Below are 3,350 nucleotides of genomic sequence, written 5' to 3'. Positions count from 1 at the left end.
AAACATTTTGTAGGATAGAAAATATATGTATCTTTGCAGTCCCAAATAATCAGAGATGTTTTATTGGGAAAGCGTAGAAGTTTTGGGTTTATTTAGTTTTGTTAAAGGGTTTAGGATTTATTTTAAATTTTTTTCAAGAAACATTAGGTAGGTTCAAAAAAGTTTTATACTTTTGCACTCGCAAATAAGGAATGCTGACAGAGCAATTTTTTATAAAAAGCGGAAAGAGAAAAGGTCATTGAAATTATAGATAACAACTAAGATAAGGACAACAGAAGCGATAATAGACTTTTGAGTGAGGGGATAACACCATACAATGGAGAGTTTGATCCTGGCTCAGGATGAACGCTAGCGGGAGGCCTAACACATGCAAGCCGAGCGGTATGAGTAGCTTGCTACTCAGAGAGCGGCGTACGGGTGCGTAACACGTGTGCAACCTACCTTTATCAGGGGGATAGCCTTTCGAAAGGAAGATTAATACCCCATAATATATGATTAGGCATCTAATTATATTGAAAACTCCGGTGGATAAAGATGGGCACGCGCAAGATTAGTTAGTTGGTGAGGTAACGGCTCACCAAGACTACGATCTTTAGGGGGCCTGAGAGGGTGATCCCCCACACTGGTACTGAGACACGGACCAGACTCCTACGGGAGGCAGCAGTGAGGAATATTGGACAATGGGTGAAAGCCTGATCCAGCCATCCCGCGTGAAGGATTAAGGACCTACGGTTTGTAAACTTCTTTTATATAGGGATAAACCTAGATACGTGTATCTAGCTGAAGGTACTATATGAATAAGCACCGGCTAACTCCGTGCCAGCAGCCGCGGTAATACGGAGGGTGCAAGCGTTATCCGGATTTATTGGGTTTAAAGGGTCCGTAGGCGGGCTAATAAGTCAGTGGTGAAATCTCATAGCTTAACTATGAAACTGCCATTGATACTGTTAGTCTTGAGTATATTTGAGGTAGCTGGAATAAGTAGTGTAGCGGTGAAATGCATAGATATTACTTAGAACACCAATTGCGAAGGCAGGTTACCAAGTTATAACTGACGCTGATGGACGAAAGCGTGGGGAGCGAACAGGATTAGATACCCTGGTAGTCCACGCCGTAAACGATGCTAACTCGTTTTTGGGGCTTTAAGCTTCAGAGGCTAAGGGAAACCGATAAGTTAGCCACCTGGGGAGTACGCTCGCAAGAGTGAAACTCAAAGGAATTGACGGGGGCCCGCACAAGCGGTGGATTATGTGGTTTAATTCGATGATACGCGAGGAACCTTACCAAGGCTTAAATGGGAAATGACAGGTTTAGAAATAGATCCTTCTTCGGACATTTTTCAAGGTGCTGCATGGTTGTCGTCAGCTCGTGCCGTGAGGTGTTAGGTTAAGTCCTGCAACGAGCGCAACCCCTGTCACTAGTTGCTAACATTAAGTTGAGGACTCTAGTGAGACTGCCTACGCAAGTAGAGAGGAAGGTGGGGACGACGTCAAATCATCACGGCCCTTACGCCTTGGGCCACACACGTAATACAATGGCCGGTACAGAGGGCAGCTACCAGGTGACTGGATGCAAATCTCGAAAGCCGGTCTCAGTTCGGATTGGAGTCTGCAACTCGACTCTATGAAGCTGGAATCGCTAGTAATCGCGCATCAGCCATGGCGCGGTGAATACGTTCCCGGGCCTTGTACACACCGCCCGTCAAGCCATGGAAGTCTGGGGTACCTGAAGTCGGTGACCTTAATAGGAGCTGCCTAGGGTAAAACAGGTAACTAGGGCTAAGTCGTAACAAGGTAGCCGTACCGGAAGGTGCGGCTGGAACATCTCATTTTAGAGACTCAGTTGTAACTGAGTATAAACAAATTAACAAAAAGAACTTGCTTAAAAGTTTGCTTTTGTAATATTTATTTTAGTTGTTATTTTTATTAAAAATATAAGGAAACCCTTAATAGTTAGTATCAAGGAAAGAGATATAGGTATTAGATTAGTATTTTCAGGCATTATATGTCTATACTATACGAATTTTATTACTTATTAGTCTAAAAAAGACAGTCTCGTAGCTCAGCTGGTTAGAGCGCTACACTGATAATGTAGAGGTCGGCAGTTCGAGCCTGCCCGAGACTACTAATTATAATTAAAGAGTTAAGAAGTAGAAGAGTAATAGAGTTTAAACTCGACAACTTAGATACTTGATAACTCAAAATTAATTAAAAAAGAGGGGGATTAGCTCAGCTGGCTAGAGCGCCTGCCTTGCACGCAGGAGGTCATCGGTTCGACTCCGATATTCTCCACAATTTGGAGATCATCGGGAAGCTGATCATCTTTAAAACAGATAAAAGTTAGTAATATATAGTCATTGGTTATGTATTATTAAAAAAAAGTTTACGAGAGTAGACAAGAGAAGACGTAATTATAGAGATATAATTAGAACATAGAGAAATTAACCGAAAGGTTTTTATTAATTAGGATAAAAATAGTTGTTTAGACGGTTATTTATTATTTACTTAATAAAAAGGCGAAGGCCTTTAATTTTTACAATTTAGAAGGATTAATTTAAAAGTTGCAACAGAGCCAAAAACAATGTTTGCGTATTAATTTGGATAGAAGAGACAAGATCATTGACATTAACGATAAGAACATCACAAAGAAAAGACCAAAGCACTTTTGAAGTGTTTGGCAAATTATTATAATTAAATTAATAGGAAAGAAATCGTTAAGGGCGTATGGCGGATGCCTAGGCTTTCAGAGGCGAAGAAAGACGTGGTAAGCTGCGAAAAGCTGCGGGGATCGGCACACACGAATTGATCCGCAGATGTCTGAATGGGGCAACCCGGCTGGTTGAAGACCAGTCACTCTAATTTATTAGAGAGCAAACCCGGAGAACTGAAACATCTAAGTACCCGGAGGAAAAGAAATCGAAGAGATTCCGTAAGTAGCGGCGAGCGAAAGCGGATTAGCCCAAAAGCTTTTATATGTTTAGTAGAATGTTTTGGAAAGAACAGCCATAGACGGTGATAGCCCGGTATATGAAAGGCATACATAAGTGATAAATGAGTAGGGCGGGACACGTGAAATCCTGTTTGAATATGGGGGGACCATCCTCCAAGGCTAAATACTCCTGAAAGACCGATAGTGAACAAGTACTGTGAAGGAAAGGTGAAAAGCACTTCGAATAGAAGGGTGAAAGAGAACCTGAAACCGTACGCCTACAAGCGGTCGGAGCCCACAAGTTGGGTGACGGCGTGCCTTTTGCATAATGAGCCTACGAGTTAATTTTACTAGCGAGCTTAAGTACTTAAGGTACGGAGGCGCAGCGAAAGCGAGTCTGAATAGGGCGCTTAGTTAGTAGG

General features: G+C 42.3%; 2 tRNA genes and 2 rRNA genes (1 of these 4 cut by a window edge). All 4 read left to right on the top strand.

The window, feature by feature from the left end:
* Positions 1–313: 313 nt before the first annotated feature.
* Positions 314–1,831 (top strand): 16S ribosomal RNA (locus HNQ03_RS15725).
* A 219-nt stretch (positions 1,832–2,050) separates the two neighbouring features.
* Positions 2,051–2,124, top strand: a tRNA-Ile gene (locus tag HNQ03_RS15720).
* Between the two features lie 93 nt (positions 2,125–2,217).
* A tRNA-Ala gene (locus tag HNQ03_RS15715) sits at positions 2,218–2,291 on the top strand.
* A 412-nt stretch (positions 2,292–2,703) separates the two neighbouring features.
* Positions 2,704–3,350 (top strand): 23S ribosomal RNA (locus tag HNQ03_RS15710); it runs 2,121 nt beyond the window's last position.
* Together the 16S and 23S rRNA genes with 2 tRNA genes alongside form the textbook arrangement of a ribosomal RNA operon.

This window comes from Frigoriflavimonas asaccharolytica, from assembly GCF_013294015.1.
GTDB lineage: Bacteria > Bacteroidota > Bacteroidia > Flavobacteriales > Weeksellaceae > Frigoriflavimonas > Frigoriflavimonas asaccharolytica.
Note: the sequence above shows the minus strand (reverse complement) of the source record. Positions and strands in the feature narration are given on the sequence as shown.